Source organism: Candidatus Avoscillospira sp. LCP25S3_F1, from assembly GCF_052117125.1.
GTDB lineage: Bacteria > Bacillota > Clostridia > Oscillospirales > Oscillospiraceae > Avoscillospira_A.
Map to the genome: position 1 here is coordinate 1 of NZ_JBQKJT010000033.1, position 16,118 is coordinate 16,118.

The window sequence follows — 16,118 nt, forward strand, 5'->3', positions numbered from 1 at the left end:
CTTCCAGCGCATCAAGACCCACCTGGCCAGAGAAACGGCTCGGACCGGCGTAAAGCTCACCCAGCGGGACTTCGTCCTGGGCCTGATCGAGCAGGCGCTGGCGGAAGCCGAGGCCAGCCTGGCCCCACAGGAGGCCCCTGAGAGCACCGAGGAAGCCCCGGAGGACAGCGGAGCCGCCGGTACCACCCCAGACGCCAGCGAGGCCAGCACGGAGGCGGAGAGAGACACAGCGGACATCGAACAATAACACAAGGAGTCAAAGCAAGGGGCCGGAGGACACATCTCAAGCAGATGCGTCCTCCGGCCCCTTTTTTGTTTTTCCTAGAAGGGGGTGAACATGATACAAACGTCAGAAAAAACTCGTTTTACAGAGGCTGAAATGGCCATTGTCCGAGACACGGACCTTCCGGATCTGCTGAACTCCCTGGGCTACCAGGTGAAGCGGATCGGCAGGTACTACACCACGCAGGAGATGGACAGCATCCGGATCAAGGACAGACGTACCTGGTTCCGCTACACTACTGCATTTGTGCTTGGGAACCACGAAAACTATGACGCTTACAAAGACTACCCCAAAGAAGAATGGCATGGTGGACAGATCCAGAGGATACGTCCCTCCGTTCTGCACCTCATGCGAGGTCAGGTATATGAGCTCAATGGCAGGAAGTTTTTTACCATGGGCGGCGCTTCCTCCCATGATATCCAGGACGGCATCCTGGAACCGGACGATCCTGACTTCGAGGAAAAGTTCCAGCAACTCGAACAGCGCGGTGCGCTGTTTCGTGTGAACCGTCGTTCCTGGTGGGCCGAGGAACTGCCCAGCAAAGCGGAATATCTGGAAGCCAGAGCAAATCTGGCGCGTGTCCACTGGAATGTGGATTACATCATCAGCCACTGCTGCCCCTCCAGCATACAGGATGTGTTCAGCGGAGGAATGTTCAAAAAAGACGCACTGACCGAGTTCTTCGACGAAGTGCGTCAGAAATGTACCTTCCAGTACTGGTTCTTCGGCCACTATCACAGCAATATGGTGATCGAGAAAAGATATGCCATGCTATATGAGCAGATCATAAGACTGAAGTAAGACAAAGGGCTGTGCTGACGCACGGCCCTTTTTTCGCCTCTGTTTGCACACGGCTTTGTCAGTATGTCATATAGGGGTTCGGAAATGGCTTGAAAAAAGCGCAGAAAAACAAAAACACAAGTTGCGCAAAACCCTGAATCAATTGAGCCGCAAGGCTTTCAAGGCTGCATCTTTTTCGGCAACAAAAGACAAAAACGTCTTGAAATCGTAGGATTTCAAGACGTTTTTTCTTTTTTCTGGGGTCTGAGAACTCTGTTCTGTTGCGATAATCCGTCACAGACGCCAATCTGCCGGAGTCTATATGGGATGCAATTTCGTGATATAATTTCTAAAAAATCCCAAAACATGCCGCAAACGCGTAAAATTTCAGTTACAGTATTGCCCATTTCTTCTGGATATGATATCCTGAATCGCATAAAAACGCATGGTTTCAGTCCACATACTGCCGTGGTACAACTGCGGCAATCCAAAAAGGAGGTCCATATGCAACGCTTTCAACTGCCGAAGTTTGGCAAACAGGTATGCTGTGTTCTGCTTTCCGTCAGCCTGCTCTGGAGCTGCGGCCTGCCGGTCTATGCCGCGCGTTCCCAAGACGTGCTCTATGCTTCGGCACAGACCCGGCGGGAAGCCGGCCCCGGCGAGTATTTCTATACGCAGCTGAACGACAGCGAAAAGGCGGTCTATGACGCCATTGTAAGCCAGATCGAGGAACTGGCCAAAGATGAAACCGATCCTTCCGGCGTACAGGTTGTGATTCCCAAGGATTCCGGTTATTCCCCTACAGCCAGGCCCATTTTTGCCGTATTTCGGGACCATCCGGAATTTTTCTGGATAGACAGCTCCAATCTGGCTTGGGCAGAAGGAAGCCCGGCAGTCAATGATGCTGGTGATTCTGTCTTTGTCTTGGACCGGTGGGATCGGGGGCAACCTTTCTTTTACCCCGGTTTCACAAGTGAGAATTTGCAGAATTATCGGGACCGATTGGACGCCAAGGTGCAGGAGATCCAGCAGGGCATCCCCTCTACCGCCACCGACACCGTGGCGAAGCTGAAGTATTTGAACGACTGGATTGCCTCTAATAATGTTTACAATGCCCAAGGGCTCTCCGCCAGCAACTTCTCCCGCTGTGCAGCCAGCGGCCTGCTCAGCGACAATGATACCAGTACCTCCAATGATGACCCGGTCTGCTATGGCTATGCGACTGCCATGAAGGTGCTGCTGGACGCCCTGAACATCGAAAACGTGTATATTGAGGGCTGGGCCTATAACACCAATAACCGGCCCAACGGCGAACAGCACGCCTGGAACTACGTCAAGCTGGACGATGGCTCCGGTCTGCAACAGTGGTATGCTCTGGACCCCACCTGGGATGATCCCGGCGGCGCCAGCCTGCCGGCCCGGCAGGTTTATTTCCTGGTGGGCAGCAACACGCAGACAGAAAAGAATCTGCCGGGATATGAGACCTTTGGGATCAATCATAATTCTTCGCCAGAAAAATCCCCAGCTTATAAGGAAGGAAAATTCACCTATCCCGCCTTGGCCGCTGAGGCCCGTAACCCCAGCGCCGACGGCAATGTGATTTTGCAAAAGCCCACCGGGGACACCACAGGCTTCCAAACCCTGCAAGAGGCCATGGATGCCGCACAATCGGGAGACACCCTTATCTTGCAAAACGCCATCCAGGTTGACCATACCATTGTGCTGAAAGACGGTGTGACCCTGGACCTGAACGGGCAGACGGGGGGCACGACTCCAGCGGTTGCCATTACGGGAACGGCCGCTCCCGTTTTCCGGGTGGAAGCGGGACAGTCCGCTTCGGTCATCAACTCGGGGAAGTTTACGGCGGTCAAGTTGGACAGCAGTTCTTCCACGGTGGTAGAGAACAACGGTTCTCTGACCTTGGGCGGCAACGTGCAGTTCACCAGTGTGATGTCGCCTATGGGCGGCAATTCGGTGATATCCGGCAATGATCCGCTCAAAGCGCCCCATGTGCGCTATGTCGCCCTCGACAAAACCGTAACCGCGTTTCTGGTTGCCCAGCCTCAGGCCCCGGCCGCCGGCAGCTATTCCGCCCAGGATGGACAGACTGTGCAGGACCTGTTGGACGCTTTCCCCCAGCCTGTGGTATCAATGCAATATTACGGAAACAGCGGCAGTCTGGTACCACTTCTCTCTACGGAAAGTCAGCTGAAGTGGGAGCTGAAGCAGTCGCCGGACGGCGGCAGCGCAACTAATCCCATTGACCCATTGGAAAACGGCGCCTATCACTTTGAGGCCCAGGCCTTTGATTACACCATTTCCTATGAGGTGGAGGTCAGCGGTCTCACGCCCCGGCCCCAGGAGATCACTTCGGTGACCCTCACCGGGTTGGACGCGCCGGTCGCGGGACAGGCCCTGGATGCCGACGCCGTTTCGGATACAACGGGGGTAACGGTCTCCGGTGTGACCTGGGACCCCGCCCACAGCACGGCGGACTATGACACAATTTATACCGCCACGCTTACCCTGACGGCGGAGTCCGGCTATCTCTTTGCCTCGTCGGTCACAGCCACGGTGAACGGTCAGTCGGTCCAACTCAGCGGCCAGTCGGCGGATACCCGCTCCGTGCAGGTCACTTTCCCCGCCACCCAGGCACAGGATGTGCTGCTGGAATCCATTGTGGAGCCTGCCCCAATCACAGCAGATAACGGTACCGCCTTGTCTGCTCTGTCCCTCCCGACCCAGGTGGATCTCCGCACCAGCGACGGCCAGACCCGCAAGGCCGATGTGATCTGGAACCGGACGCCTGTCGAGGGAACCAACTATCAGCCGGACCTGACCACCCAGCAGACCTTCCGTTTGTCCGGCACGGTCACTCTGCCCGATGGGGTGAATGCCAATGGCGTTGCCCTCACAGTGACCATTGAGGTGACCGTCCTCGAAGCGCCTGTTACTGTCCAGACTGCCGCCCCCACGGCACAACCCGAACCGGGGCACTATACCGCCAACCAGCAGGTTACCCTGACCAGCAGCACCCAAGACGCGGTCATCTACTATACCCTGGACGGTACAGACCCAGTATCCACCTCTGCGGCACAATATACCGGCCCCATTTCGCTCAACGGCGCCGCCGGGAAACCCATGACCTTCCAGATTCGGGCCGTGGCCATATCCCCCACCCTGGGGAATAGCCCCGTGGTCACCCTGGACTACACCATCACTCTGCCCGGCGAGCCCGGTGGCGGCTCCTCCGGCGGTGATTCCGGTTCCGGCGACTCCTCCGGCGGTGATTCCGGTTCCGGCGACTCCTCTAGCGGCGATTCCGGTTCCGGCGGCTCCTCTAGCGGCGATTCCGGTTCCGGCGGCTCTTCCGGCAGCGATTCCGGTTCCGGTGGTTCCTCCGGCGGTAATTCCGGTTCCGGCAGCTCCTCTAGCGGCGATTCCGGTTCCGGTGGTTCCTCCGGCGGTAATTCCGGTTCCGGTGGTTCCTCTAATAGCGGAAGCAGTTCCACCTCGGGCAATCAAACGGTGACGGAAAAGCATCCGGACGGCTCTGCCACCACGACAGTGACCAAACCGGACGGCACGGTGATTACCACGAATATCGATTCTGTCGGAAACCGGACGGAGACTGTAACCAATCCCGACGGCTCCATGCAGACTACAGTAGAGAACATAGACGGGTCTTCTGCTGTAACCACCGTAGACAAAACCGGTAAGACAGAGGTCAAAGTGGGCCTGTCGGAAAGCGCGGTTTGGAATGCCGTAACCCAGGAAAAACCCGTGAAAGTGCCAACGCCCAGCCTATCGGTGACTAGCAGCGTGGCTGACGCCCCTGCTGTTACGATAACTCTTCCCATGGACGGCAGCACCACCGTGGAAATCCCCGTAAAAAATGGGACTTCCGGAACTGTAGCTGTGCTGGTGAAGGCCGATGGGACCCAACAGATTCTGAAAACCAGTCTGGCCACTACGGATCGTGTGACGGTGTCCCTCCAGGATGGCGACACCATTCATCTGGTGGATAACTCCAAGTCCTTCACCGATGTCCCCAGCGGATACTGGGGCGCGGAGGCCATCAATTTTGTTGCCAGCCGGGAGCTGTTTTCCGGCATCTCTGCCGTCCGCTTTGCGCCGGAGGGGGCCATGAGTCGTGCCATGATCGTTACAGTTCTGGCCCGCCTGAACAACGTGGATACCACCGCGGGCCAAACCTGGTACGACGCCGGAGCCCAATGGGCTGTGGAACACGGGATTTCCGACGGTGCGAACCTGATGGACGATCTGACCCGCGAGCAGCTGGCCACCATGCTGTGGCGGTACGCCGGTTCCCCTGACGCCAATGGCAATCTCACCGGATACCCCGATGGCGCCAGTGTCAGCAGCTGGGCATCTCAGGCCATGGCCTGGGCGGTGAACCAGGGCTTGATCTCTGGGATGGATGGTGCTCTATTCCCTCAGTCCGTCGCCACCTGAGCCCAGGTGGCTCAGATTATGACGCGTTTTGTAGAACTGCTGAACCGATGAAGCCGCGTGAAACAAGCGCGAAAAACGGGAATCATCATCGCTGGAATTCTCGAAACCATTGGGATGCCCGATTCTGGGGTACGCGTCTTTTTCAACAGTAAAAACACGTCGGAGCAAGCTCTGTATGGCTTGCTCCGACGTGTTTTGTTCTGCTCAGAATTCAAAGTCCACGGCCACACGGTCGGTCCGGATGGACTTGCAAAGGCTGGACACCGCCACATGGCGCGGGTCCTTTTTGTAAGTCTCCAGGTCCTCCCAGGTGCGGAAGGTGGCGATCAACGCCGCGTCGTAATTGCCTTTGCCGGCGGCATCCACGCCCACCTCCATGTCCACGATTTGGGGAATCTGTCCCTGCAACGACCGCAGGCCGTCCAGAAACTGCTGCATCTCCGCTTCGCAGCCCTCGCGGAATTTCCACATAATCACATGGCGAATCATGGGTTCTCCTCCTTGTTGATTCAGATACCATCAGTATACCAGAAGTTCCGCCGGGAGGAAATGCCTTTTTCTTGCGGCAGCACCCCAGGATTCTGTCTGCCGCCATGACCGGCCAAATTGTGCGGCGTCGCCTTGACAAATCTCCCCATGGTTTTTATACTGTCTGTATTAGTAATTTCCATACAGTCCGGTATACGAACAGGAGGTGCGCCCTTGGTAACCCTCAATTACCGCGATTCCAAACCCATCTATGAGCAGGTCAAGGACGGCTTTCGCAAGCTGATCCTGTCCGGCGTACTGGCCACCGGCGAACGGCTTCCCAGCGTGCGGGAACTGGCAGCCCAGCTGGCCATCAATCCCAATACCATTCAGCGGGCCTACCGGGAGCTGGAAGCTGAGGGCTTTATCTACTCCATCGCCGGTAAGGGCTCCTTTGCCGCGGCCCTGACGGAGGTCACCGACCGGCGGCGGGAGGAGCTGCTCAGCACGTTTGATGACGCGGCGGCGGAATTGCTGCGTCTGGGCGTTTCGGAGCATTCGCTCACATCCCGCATTCACCAGATGTTGGAAGGAGTGGAACTATGATTACTGTCCATCAGGCAGTCAAACAATTCGACGGCTTCCGTGCCCTGGACCAGGTGGACCTGACAGTGCCCAACGGCGCCATCTACGGTCTGGTGGGACCCAACGGCGCCGGCAAGACCACGCTGCTGCGTCACCTCACCGGCGTCCTGCGGCCCGACAGCGGACAGGTTCATATCGACGGTGCGCCGGTCTATGAGTGTATGGACACCAAGAGCCGCATTGCGTCCATTCCCGACGATATTTACTACCACCCCCAGGCCACCATCCAGGACATGATGCGCTATTACCGGGGCCTCTATCCCCGGTTTGACAGCGAACTATATAAAAAGCTGGGAGATGCCTTCAATCTGGACCCGCGCCAATCCATGCGCCGTCTTTCCAAGGGTATGCTGAAACAGGCCGCCTTCTGGCTGGCCCTGTGTACCCGGCCCGACTACCTGTTTCTCGACGAGCCGGTGGACGGTCTGGACCCGGTCATGCGCCGCCAGCTGTGGAGCCTGATTCTCGACGACACCGCCCAGCGGGGCACTACCGTGCTGGTCTCCTCCCACAATCTGCGGGAGCTGGAGGATGTCTGCGACCATGTCGGTATTATGAACCGGGGCAAAATGCTGCTGGAGCGGCCCCTGTCGGAATTGCAGGAAAACATCGTCAAGGTACAGCTGGTGTCGGACCGGCCTCTGCCGCCGTCCCTGACGGTGCTCCACCAGTCCACCGTGGGCCGGGTGCAGACCCTGATCCTCCGGGGCAACGCCCGGGAGATCTCCGACCGCATTGCCGCCACGCTGCCCATCTTCTATGACCTGCTGCCTCTGTCGCTGGAGGAGATCTTCATCTATGAACTGGGAGGTGTTGACTATGCGGTCAAATCCATTGTTCTTTAGTCCGACCGTCTACCGGACGGCCCTGACGCGCTTTGCCCCCCTCTGGATTGTCTATCTCATTGTATGGGTGGTGACACTGCCCCTGGCCATGCTCTTTCAGGCGGGAGACTCCTCCTACAGCTTGATACAGATGCAGTATGCCATCCTCAACGGTGCGATTCACTACGGCCCCATGGCCAATTTGGTCTATGCCGCCGCCGTAGCCATGGCCCTCCACGGCTGGATGTACCACACCCGCAGCGTCAATACCGTGGCGGCTCTGCCGATCCGGCGGGAAGCCCATTTCCTTTCCAATCTGGCGGCGGCCATGACCTTCAGCCTGGGTCCCAATCTGATCATCGCCCTGCTCACCTGGGCCGCCGGCGTCTCCACCGGGTACCCGGCTCTGGGCTGCGTCGCCATCTGGCTGGCCCTGATGACGCTGCAATTCCTGTGCTTTTATGGGCTGGCTGCGCTCTGCGCCGCCATTGTGGGCCAGCTTCTGGCCCTGCCCGCCCTGTATTTCCTGTTGAATGTGGCGGCCGTCACCGTCAATACGGTGGTCAACTCCGTGCTGTCCTCCTTTGTCTACGGCATGTCCCGCAGCGCCGGAACGCCTCTGGCCGTCTTCTCTCCGGTCTTCTACTATTTAGATAAGGTACATCTGTCGGAGAAAACCGTGGGCGCCGGGGCCGATGCCGTGAATCAATGCGTCTTCCGCGGCTGGACCTATCCCCTGCTGGCGGCCCTGGCCGGTGTGATTCTGCTGGTGGTCTCCTTTTTCCTCCTGCGCCGCCGGGCCATGGAGTATGCCGGAGACGTCATCGCCGTCCGCCCTCTGCGGCCGGTCCTGAAATACTGCTTCACCCTCTTCTGCGCTCTGGTGCTGGGCCTGGTGGGCGCCACCATGTTTTTCTCCGGCAGCCGCGGCCCCGCCCTGACGGCGGTGGTGCTGTGCTTGCTGCTGGGCGCGTTCCTGGGCTACTTCACGGCGGAAATTCTGCTGCGCAAGACCTTCCACGTGTTCCGCCGGGGCTGGGTGGGCTTCAGCATCGTCTGCGCCGGTCTGCTGGTGTTGGTGGGACTGGTGGAGTTGGACGCCTTCGGCTATGAGAAAACCGTCCCTACGGCGGACCAGGTGGAGAGCATCACCCTCAGCAGTCCTGTGTTCCCCCACGATGTGGTCATCACCGACGAAGCCCACATTGCCGACCTGCTGACGCTGCATCAGCAGATCATCGAGCAGAAGGGCCAGCAGGAAGCGCTGCTGGCCGACCGGGCCGATTCCATCGACACCACCGTGGAGGGCAGCTCCCTGGACCTGATCTATCAATACCGGAACGGACGGACCCTGGCCCGCTCCTACGACATCTGCTGTACGGAAGCATTATGGCTGGACAGTGCCAGCCTGCCCCGGCAGTTCGCGGCCATCCTCACAGACCCCTATATCGTCAGCGCCGCCACCGTCCCCAACTTTGATGTGTCGGTCCGGTCCATCAACTACGGCTATGTCAGCGTCTATGAAGACCCAACCTATAATTACATCACCCAGGACCTGACCGCATCCGAGGCCTACGACCTCTATACCAACGCGGTGCTGCCGGACCTGCAAGAGGGCCTTATCGGACGACCGGTTCTGTTCAGCTACGACACGTCTCTGGAAACCCAGTACATGGCCTCCATCTTTATGGAATTTCTCCACACGGTGGATACCCCCACCCAGACCCCGGACTACTCCATGACCATTGTAGCCTCCGACTATCTGAGTCTGACGCCTACGGTGGGCTCCCGGACGGCCCAATGGCTCATGGACCACGGGCATACCCTGAAGGTTTACGACGAGACGGCGTCCAATTGACCATTCTGATACCAAACCCATGGCGGGAGCTGCTGCGAGCAGTTCCCGCCGTTTCCTTTGCGGAGATTTTCTCTTGTCCCCGCCGCCGCCGGATGGTATGATGGTGACAGAATTTGCAGAACACCACCGGGAGATGATCGGATGATTTTAATTGGACTGGACCTGGGCACCCAGGGCGTCCGCGCCGTGGCTGCCGATGCGTCGGGTACGGTACTGGCCACCGCCGCCGCCCACTATGACCAGATCAACACGGCTCCGGAACCGTACAAGGAACAGGACGCCGCTCACTGGCGGGCCGCGTCCCTGTCGGTGCTGTCCCGACTGTCCGCCGCTCTGGGACCTGTGGACCATGGGGAGCCGGTTCTGCTGGCCGTGGACGGCACCAGCGGCACCCTTCTGCCCCTGGATCATCAGGGGCGGCCCCTGTGCCACGCCCTGATGTACAACGACGGCCGCGCCGCCGCTGTGCTGGATACGGTACGCCGTCACGCCCGGCCCCTGGAGGAAACGCTGGGCTATTCCGTGGGTGCTTCCTTTGCCCTGCCCAAACTCTACTGGCTCCAACAGCACCGGCCGGACCTCTATGGGCAGACCTGGCGGTTTGTCCATCAGGCCGACTATCTGGTGGGATGTTTGACGGGGGAATTCGGCGTCACCGACTATTCCAACGCCTTGAAAACGTGCTATGATCTGGTCCATGACTGCTGGCCGTCGGCGCTGTTGGAGGGTCTTTCCATCGATGCGTCCCTGCTGCCGTCGGTGGTGGCCCCCGGTACACCCATCGGTCCCATCACCGCCGCGGCCGCCGCCGAGACGGGTCTGCCCCGCCACACCCTGGTGACGGCGGGAGCCACCGACGGCTATGCCTCCTGTGTGGCTTCGGGCGTGGTCCGGCCCGGCCAGTACAACACCACCATCGGCACCACCCTGGTCCTCAAGGGCGTGACGGAGCAGCTGATCCGGGACCCTCAAGGCCGCGTCTATTGCCACAAACACCCGGAGGGCTACTGGTACCCCGGCGGCGCGGGCAATGTGGGCGGCATCTGTCTCAATCAGTGGTTTGGGGCCGACGCCTTTGACCGGCTCAACGCCCAGGTCCCCGACGCCGTCCCCACGGGCAATGTGATCTATCCCCTGACCACCACCGGCGAACGGTTCCCCTTTGTGTGCCCCACAGCCCAGGGCTTCTCCATTCTGCGGCGGGATGACGAGGTGAGCCGTTACGCCGGTACCATGGAGGGCGTGGCCTATGTGGAGCGATTGTGCTATGACACACTGACCGACTTGGGCTGCGCCGTGGGCGACGAAATCACCATTGCCGGCGGCGCGGTCAAGTCGCCCCAGTGGAGCCAGATTCGGGCCGATGTGCTGGGCCGCTGTCTGGTGGAGCCGGAGACGGTGGAAGCGGCCTTCGGCATGGCGATGATCGCCGGTACCACAGCCCTCCGCCGGACGTTGACGGAAGCCACCGGGGCCATGGTGCGGACGGTGCGCCGCTTTGAACCGCGGGAAGCGGTGCATCTGATGTATCAGGAATCTTATGAAGCCTTTTTGGAAGCGTGCCGGGAACGGGGGTATTTGGATTGAGCATCTATAAGGATTGCGATATTCGGGGCGTCTATGGCGTCGATTTGACGGAACGGGAGATGTCTGCCATCGGCGCGGCGTTGGCCGTGGAGCTGGCAGGCCGGTCCATTGTGGTGGGCGGCGACTACCGCCTTCACACGCCGCCGCTGAAAGCGGCGCTGATCGAAGCCCTGGTCCGGGGCGGCGCCGCCGTTTACGACGTGGGCCAAGTGTCCACGCCCCAGCTGTATTTCTCCAAAACCCATTTGGGAACCTATGCCAGCGCCCAGGTCACCGCCTCCCACAATCCGGCCAAGTACAACGGCTTGAAGCTGATGCTGGGGCCGTGGCCCATTACGCCGGAGGAGATCCGCCATCTGGCAGACTTGGCCGCCTCCGGCGCGTCGGTGTCCGGCAGCGGTACCGTCACACAGGTGGATACCGGCGACGCTTACGCAGATATGGTCCGCAAGGCGGGCAGCGTCCGCCGTCCCCTCCATCTGGTCATCGACGCAGGCAATGGGGCCATGAGCCAGGCAGCTCCTGCCGTCATGGCGTCCCTGGGCCACCGGGTGGAACCGCTGTTCTGCGACTTTGACGGCAGCTTTCCCAACCGGGACCCCAATCCCGCCGTTCCGTCCCATCTGACGGCCCTGTGCCGCCGGGTGCGGGAAACCGGCGCCGACTTCGGCGTGGCCTTTGACGGCGACGGGGACCGGGCCATCTTTGTGGACGGCGACGGCGTGCCGCTGCTGGCAGAAGAAGCTCTGGTGATCTTCGCCAACCATCTGGTCCATCCGGGGGATACGGTGGTCTATGACCTCAAGTGCAGTTCCATCTTCCGCCGGGCCGTGGAGGCCCGGGGCGGCACGGCCATTATGGAGCGGTCGGGCCACGCCTTTATCCGCCGCACCTTTATGGAACGGGGCAGCGTCCTGGCGGGAGAGGTCAGTGGTCACTACTTTTTCCGGGAACTGGCCGGAGACGACGGTTTGTATGCCCTGGCGGTGCTGTCTTCCATTCTGTCCCGGACCGATCGGACCCTGCGGCAGCTGCTGGACGGCGTCTCCTATCCGGCCATCACGCCGGATCTCCGCATCCAGGCCAGTGAAGCGGAGATCGATGCTGCGCTGGCGCGGATGGAACAATGGGCTGCCCACAGCGTGGCCGCCGTGTCCCGGCTGGACGGCATCCGTCTGGAATTTCCCGACGGCAGCTGGGTTCTGCTGCGCCGTTCCATCACGGAACCGGCGTTCACCGTGCGGCTGGAGGCACCCACGGCCCACGGTCTGCAACAGCTGCGGGCGCAGGCCGCCCAGGCCCTGGACGTTCCCCGACTGGCCGAATAGTCTCAGATGGTCCCATCTTCCAACCACCCGCCCGGCGGGTGGTTTTTTTGATATCATTTTATGGTTATCGGAAGAATTGCACATCGGCGCCTATGTCCAGGGCGGCGGAGCGGAGTGAAAACCGCCGTCTGGCCCTGGTGCTGCAAACCATCTGCACCACTGGTATCCGGGTGTTGGAGCTGCGGTTCATCACCGTTAAAGCCGTGGCGGCAGATCAATCCTATCGCTTCTTGCACCACGTGTTTTCTCTGCATTCCATTTAAAAAATGGTATGCTATTGAAATATTTTCCTATACAAATCAAATCAAAAGTGGAAAATGGGGACAACGAAACGACCAGGCCTCATCTGAACACATGATTTTTTTTGCTCTTTTTATCGGCTAAAATAAAAATTTTATGACAAACCAAAAATTTTTTGAAAAAAATTTTCCGTCATGTATTATAATCCCTAATAATTGTGCCGATATAATTACTGGATAAAATTTATGTGGCATAACTGCATTTGACATAGGGAAGGAGGCCCCGGCTGCCACACAACCGCTCGGTCCTGACCGAGTTTGCCATATGCGTTGCTCATATGGGTGTATTGGAAAAAAAAAGTAGAAACCCGTGTTCATAGCACAAACTGGAGGGAATTGTATGCAAAGAGAAAAAGACACTATGCATCTTGGGGGCAAACAAATCAAACTGGGTATCACACCAAAACTGCTTTTGGGTATTTTATGCCCTCTGATCGTTTGTATCATCCTCGTCAGTGTGTTTCTTGGTCTGCAAGGTTCTTCAATTATCAATAAAATTATAAGCGAACAGTTGGATGCTCAGACCAACTCAGCAGCCAATGAAATAGATTCTTTTTTCAGTCGGTATTACGGTGTGGCCGAGTGTCTGGCCGCCACGCAGATTGCACGCGATACGACAGATACAACGGACACCTTTGCCGATCATTCTCAATACCGGAGCCTGATCGAGACGCTGCAGCTGATTCAGCAGCAGGATTCTGAAAATATAACGTCTGTCTGGCTGGTGAATCTCCAGACAGGAGAAAGCATCCAGAATGACGGTATGCTCTATACCTCCAACGACTTTGATTATTCAACCCGTTCCTGGTATACTCTGGTGAGTTCCCAGCAGGAAACGATCGTCACGGAAGTATTTACCGGTACCAACGGTGATGTAATCAGCGTAGCCAGCCCCGTTTACTCCGACGGTACCATGGTGGGCGTCGTGGGTCTGGATCTGAACATCGACCATATGAAGGACCTGTTGGGTGAAGTGAAGATAGGCACTACAGGCTATGTGACCGTATATGATTCAAACAGCCTGATCATCTACCATCCCGACCAGTCCCTCATCGACACCAACGCCGCCGACGCAGGCTACTCTGCCAACATGCTCAATGCCATTCGCAACAGGGAAGATTCCAACGCCATGCTCTATACGCGCGGCCAGACTCAATACTACGGCAGCACCGTCCCCATTGGCAATACGGGCTATATTGCGTTGGGCGTGATGCCTGTGGCGGAGTATACATCTCATACCGCAGCCATTCTCCGGGTTTTGATCATCGGCATGGGCATCTGCGTCCTTCTGGTGACCGCCATCTGCGCCATCATCGCCATGTCCATTACGCGGCCCCTCAAGCGGCTCAATGCCACCGTCAGCAAACTGGCCGACGGCGAGCTGGATGTGACCGTGGATGTCCGCACCCACGATGAGGTGGCGGAAGTGGGCGCCGGCGTGGCCCGCATTGTGGAACGTCTGAAGGAATACATCCTGTACATCGACGAAGTTTCCGCTGTGCTCAATCAAATTGGCGCCGGAAATCTGATGTTTACACTACAGCAGAATTATGTCGGTGAGTTTGCCAAAGTCAAATCGGCGCTGATGAACATTCGCACCACACTGACCGAGACACTCACCTCCATTGCCCAATCGGCCGATCAGGTCAACGCCGGCGCCGAGCAGATCGCCAGCGGCGCCTAGGCGCTGGCCCAGGGCGCCACCGAGCAGGCCTCCTCCGTACAGGAGCTGTCCTCCGCGGTGCAGGACCTGTCCAGCCAGGCCACGGAAGAAGCGGAAAAGGCCGTGAAGGCCGGTCAGTTCCTGGAACAGATCAAGGGCGCAGTGGACCAGAGCAACGAGCAGATGGACACCATGCGCAAGGCCATGACGGATATCAGCGTTCAGTCTGCCGCCATCCGCGGTATCATCAAGACCATCGACGACATCGCGTTCCAGACCAATATTCTGGCCCTGAACGCCGCGGTAGAGGCCGCCCGGGCCGGTGCGGCAGGCAAGGGCTTCGCCGTGGTGGCCGATGAGGTCCGCAATCTGGCGGGCAAGAGCGCCGAGGCAGCCAAGAAGACCAATGAACTGATTGAAAATTCTGTCCAAGCCGTGGAGCACGGCGAGGAACTGACGAAGCTGACCGCCGAATCTCTGGCCGTGGTGGCCGACGGCACCAAGCAGGTATCTGAAACCATCGACACGGTGGCCCGGGCCTACCGCGAGCAGGCCGGCCGTCTTTCTGAGATTGCCAAGGGCGTCGACCAGATTGCCGACGTGGTGCAGACCAACTCGGCCACCGCAGAGCAGAGCGCCGCGGCCAGCCAGGAGCTGTCCGGTCAGGCCAACATGATGCATCAGCAGATTTCCCACTTTAAGCTGGGCCAGGAGTTCAGCGGACGGCCCGCACCTGTGGCGCCGCAGCCGGCCAAGTCCGAATACAGCGACCATTACGCCGGTTCCTCCAAGTATTGAATCCTATCGCAAACGCCGGTGCTGTCGGTTTTCCGCCGACGGCACCGGAAACTCCATGGAAAGTAAGGAGAATGTATCATGCAGATCGATGCGTTACGCCGGAAGATTGCCGACCGGCTCTCCACCCTGTCCGACGAACAGGTGGAAGCCCTTTGGGAGTATATGCAGATTTTGACGGCCGCCGACGGCGACCCTCTGGAAAACAGCAACAAGTATCTGACGTTTTTTTGCTGCGATCAGGTGTTCGGCATGAACATCCGTCAGGTGGTGCAGATCATCGGCATTCCACCCATTACGCCGCTGCCGGAATCCTCCGCGTATTTGCGGGGAGTGGCCGCTGTCCGGGACGAGATGATTCCGGCGGTGGATTTGCGGGTCCGCCTGGGCCGGGACCCGGTGGTGGACAGCGGCAAAAGCTGCATGGTGGTCACCAATGTCCAGGACCGTTCCATCGGCATTCTGGTGGACGCCATCAGCAATGTGGAGACCATTCTGCCGGAGGAGATCTGCCCGCCGCCCCGTCAGGACGGGCACAATGCCGACTATGTGACCGGTATTGTCAAGCGGAATGCGGTCATCCTGCTGGTGGATGTGAACGCTTTGCTGACGGCGGGGGATTTGGATTTGCTCCATATGCCCGCCTCTGCCCTGGGCTAAGGGCCTCCACCGGAACGCTGTCCGGTCCGGTATTCCCTATATCCCTATACAACTGCACACCGGCATCCATCAAACGATGGATGCCGGTGTCAGTCTGTCGAAAAAGTCCAGTTTAGGCTGGGCTTTTTCGTTTGTAAGAGGTATAATAGCAGCAGGTGGTGAGAAAGATGCTGGAACGTGGGAAGATGGATCGCAATGTGATAGAGATGGTGGAAATAGATAGCCTGGTACCAGAGGGGCATCTGCTGAGGAAGATAGATAAGGCAATAGATTTCAATCATCTGTATGAAATGGTGGAGCCATTATACTGTGAGGACAACGGCAGGCCAAGTGTAGACCCAGTGGTGCTGTTCAAAATAGTACTGATCCAGCATCTATATGGATTGCCGTCCCTTCGGCGGACGGCGGAGGAGGTAAGCTTAAATATGGCCTACCGCTGGTTTTTGGGGTAC

Annotated in this window: 13 protein-coding genes and 1 pseudogene; 13 read left to right on the plus strand and 1 reads right to left on the minus strand. The window is 58.5% G+C overall.

Annotated elements, in window-relative coordinates; all coding sequences use genetic code 11:
• The 3 genes and pseudogenes from ACTQ33_RS16260 to ACTQ33_RS16270 form a co-directional block, all read left to right on the plus strand.
• A pseudogene (locus tag ACTQ33_RS16260) lies at positions 1-247 on the plus strand (translation initiation factor 2); the annotation flags it as partial.
• Between the two features lie 90 nt (positions 248-337).
• Positions 338-1,084, plus strand: coding sequence for a metallophosphatase (locus ACTQ33_RS16265; protein WP_441465552.1), 747 nt, complete (start codon positions 338-340; stop codon positions 1,082-1,084).
• Positions 1,085-1,567: 483 nt separating this feature from the next.
• Entirely contained in the window at positions 1,568-5,539 is a 3,972-nt protein-coding gene (locus tag ACTQ33_RS16270) for a chitobiase/beta-hexosaminidase C-terminal domain-containing protein (protein WP_441465553.1), read from the plus strand.
• A gap of 204 nt (positions 5,540-5,743) precedes the next feature.
• On the opposite strand, the gene ACTQ33_RS16275 is transcribed toward ACTQ33_RS16270, so the two are convergent.
• The gene (locus ACTQ33_RS16275) at positions 5,744-6,028 is read right to left on the minus strand and encodes a Dabb family protein (protein ID WP_441465554.1); all 285 of its coding nucleotides are present in this window, start codon (positions 6,026-6,028) and stop codon (positions 5,744-5,746) included.
• Positions 6,029-6,241: 213 nt separating this feature from the next.
• Here ACTQ33_RS16275 and ACTQ33_RS16280 point away from each other — a divergent pair, with 213 nt between their 5' ends.
• The 10 genes from ACTQ33_RS16280 to ACTQ33_RS16325 form a co-directional block, all read left to right on the plus strand.
• Positions 6,242-6,613: a GntR family transcriptional regulator gene (locus tag ACTQ33_RS16280; protein ID WP_441465555.1), complete on the plus strand. Its 372-nt coding sequence runs from the start codon at positions 6,242-6,244 to the stop codon at positions 6,611-6,613.
• A complete protein-coding gene (locus tag ACTQ33_RS16285; protein WP_441465556.1) occupies positions 6,610-7,497 on the plus strand; it encodes an ABC transporter ATP-binding protein in 888 nt (295 codons plus the stop codon). Before ACTQ33_RS16280 ends, ACTQ33_RS16285 begins: the two co-directional genes overlap by 4 nt.
• On the plus strand, positions 7,472-9,334 hold the full coding sequence (locus ACTQ33_RS16290) for a hypothetical protein (protein ID WP_441465557.1): 1,863 nt from the start codon (positions 7,472-7,474) through the stop codon (positions 9,332-9,334). The genes ACTQ33_RS16285 and ACTQ33_RS16290 overlap by 26 nt, the downstream gene beginning before the upstream one ends.
• Before the next feature lie 141 nt (positions 9,335-9,475).
• The gene (locus ACTQ33_RS16295) at positions 9,476-10,921 is read left to right on the plus strand and encodes an FGGY-family carbohydrate kinase (protein ID WP_441465558.1); all 1,446 of its coding nucleotides are present in this window, start codon (positions 9,476-9,478) and stop codon (positions 10,919-10,921) included.
• On the plus strand, positions 10,918-12,249 hold the full coding sequence (locus ACTQ33_RS16300; RefSeq protein WP_441465559.1) for a phosphomannomutase/phosphoglucomutase: 1,332 nt from the start codon (positions 10,918-10,920) through the stop codon (positions 12,247-12,249). The genes ACTQ33_RS16295 and ACTQ33_RS16300 overlap by 4 nt, the downstream gene beginning before the upstream one ends.
• A gap of 47 nt (positions 12,250-12,296) precedes the next feature.
• A complete protein-coding gene (locus ACTQ33_RS16305) occupies positions 12,297-12,512 on the plus strand; it encodes a hypothetical protein (RefSeq protein WP_441465560.1) in 216 nt (71 codons plus the stop codon).
• A gap of 397 nt (positions 12,513-12,909) precedes the next feature.
• The gene (locus ACTQ33_RS16310; protein ID WP_441465564.1) at positions 12,910-14,232 is read left to right on the plus strand and encodes a cache domain-containing protein; all 1,323 of its coding nucleotides are present in this window, start codon (positions 12,910-12,912) and stop codon (positions 14,230-14,232) included.
• Positions 14,233-14,289: 57 nt separating this feature from the next.
• A complete protein-coding gene (locus tag ACTQ33_RS16315; RefSeq protein WP_441465561.1) occupies positions 14,290-15,009 on the plus strand; it encodes a methyl-accepting chemotaxis protein in 720 nt (239 codons plus the stop codon).
• Positions 15,010-15,087: 78 nt separating this feature from the next.
• Complete coding sequence (locus tag ACTQ33_RS16320) at positions 15,088-15,666, plus strand: chemotaxis protein CheW (RefSeq protein WP_441465562.1); 579 nt, start codon at positions 15,088-15,090, stop codon at positions 15,664-15,666.
• A gap of 167 nt (positions 15,667-15,833) precedes the next feature.
• On the plus strand, positions 15,834-16,118 hold a 285-nt coding region (locus tag ACTQ33_RS16325; protein WP_441465563.1), incomplete at its 3' end, for a transposase.